We start from the raw sequence: 2,066 nt of genomic DNA on the forward strand, positions 1-2,066 counted from the left end.
CAGAGCGCGACGGTGGTGGGGCCGGAGATGTCGGAAGTGCATACCGACAAGCTCGGTCGGATCCGCGTGCACTTCCATTGGGACCGCTACAAGACGACGGAAGCGGATGCGTCGTGCTGGATTCGCGTGTCGCAGGCGTGGGCGGGCAAGGGCTGGGGCGTGCTCGCGATGCCGCGGGTCGGGCAGGAAGTGATCGTGACTTACGTCGATGGCGATCTCGATCGTCCGCTCGCGACGGGGATCGTCTACAACGGCGAAAACCCGACGCCGTATGACCTGCCGAAGGACATCCGCTACACCGGCCTCGTGTCGCGCTCGATCAAGCGCGCGGGCGGCTTCCAGAACGCGAGCCAGATCACGTTCGACGACCAGCGCGGCGCGGAGCGCGTGATGATCCACGCGGAGCGCGACATGCAGCAGACGGTCGAGCGCAACAGCTCGACGTCGATCGCGCAGGACTTGAACCTGTCGGTGAAGGGGACGTCGACGTCGGTCGTCGGGATCTCGGTCAGCTTCACGGGCATCTCGGTGTCGTACACGGGTTTGTCGGTCAGCTTCACCGGCGTGTCCGCGAGCTTCACCGGCCTGAGCACGTCGTTTACCGGCGTGAGCACGAGCTTCACCGGCGTCGACACGAGCTTCAAGGGCGTCGACACGAGCTTCAAGGGCGTGTCGACGTCGTTCACCGGCGTCGATACGAGCTTCAAGGGCGTGTCGACGTCGTTCACCGGCGTCAGCACGAGCATTACCGGCTCCAGCAATTCGGTGACGGGCGTGTCGAACAGCATGACGGGCATCTCGTCGTCGTGGACCGACGTCAGCATGTCGACGACCGGGCAGTCGCAGAGCATCACCGGTGTGTCGTTGTCGTACACGGGCACGTCGAACAGCATGACGGGCACGAGCACGTCGGTGACGGGCACGTCGACGAGCATCACCGGCACGTCGATGTCGAATACCGGCAGTTCGACGAGCATCACGGGTACGTCGATGTCGACGACGGGCAGCTCGACGAGCATCACCGGCTCGAGCGTGTCGACCACCGGCAGCTCGGTGAGCACGACGGGCTCGAGCGTATCGACGACGGGCAGCAGCGTATCGGTGACGGGCTTCAGCTTCTCGTACACCGGCGCGAGCTATTCGGATACGGGCATCGACCTGAAGAAGGTCGGCATGCAAGTGAAGAGTTGATCCCATGAGCGATATCCAATCACAAGCGGCCGTCGCGGCCGCATCGCCAACCGGGATCGACTCGCTGCTCGCTGCGTATTCGTCGGCGGATGCCGGCACGACGGGAGAACCGTCATGCGTCTGATCGAACTGCGCAGTCCTTTGCTGGAGCCGGATGCGGTCGCGCTGAGTTTCGTGGTCCACGAAAACCTGTCGCAGGAGCCGTCATATCAGCTGGAACTGCTGAGCCACGACCCGGACCTGGATTTCGACGCGCTGCTCGGCTCGTCGCTGTCGGCGGACATCGATCTGGGCGGCGGCGACGTGCGGACGTTCAACACGCACGTGTTCGGCGGCTACGACACGGGTCAGATGAGCGGGCAGTACACGTACACGCTGGAGCTGAAGAGCTGGCTGTCGTTTCTGGCGGAGAACCGCAACAGCCGGATTTTCCAGAACATGAGCGTGCCGCAGATCGTCGAGCAGGTGTTCCAGGGGCATCAGCGCAACGGTTACCGGTTCGAGCTCGAAGGCAGCTACGAGCCGCGCGAGTACTGCGTGCAGTTCCAGGAAACCGATCTGAACTTCGTGAAGCGGCTGCTGGAAGACGAAGGGATTTATTTCTGGATCGAGCACGAGCAGGACCGGCATGTCGTCGTGATCTCGGATACGCAGCGGTTCGAGGATCTACCGCTGCCGAACGACGAGCTCGAGTATCTGCCCGACGGCGAAGAGTCGCGCGCGATTCAGGGACGCGAAGGCGTGCAGCGGTTGCAGCGCACGCGCCGGATCAAGTCGAACAACGTCGCGCTGCGCGACTTCGACTATCACGCGCCGTCGAACAAGCTCGACAGCGATGCGCAGGTCGATCAGCCGAGCCTCGAAGGGATTCCGCT

General features: G+C 63.5%; 2 protein-coding genes. Both read left to right on the top strand.

All coding sequences use genetic code 11. The features are described 5' to 3' along the window. Positions 1-1,191, top strand: a 1,191-nt coding sequence (gene tssI / locus WS69_RS23745) for a type VI secretion system tip protein TssI/VgrG (protein ID WP_156438362.1), incomplete at its 5' end; no start/stop codon positions are given. 114 nt (positions 1,192-1,305) lie between these two features. Beyond that, positions 1,306-2,066 (top strand): type VI secretion system Vgr family protein (locus WS69_RS23750; protein WP_156438363.1); only part of this gene is annotated, 761 nt, incomplete at its 3' end.

Origin of the sequence: Burkholderia sp. BDU5 (assembly GCF_001522845.1) — a bacterium.
Lineage (GTDB): Bacteria > Pseudomonadota > Gammaproteobacteria > Burkholderiales > Burkholderiaceae > Burkholderia > Burkholderia mayonis.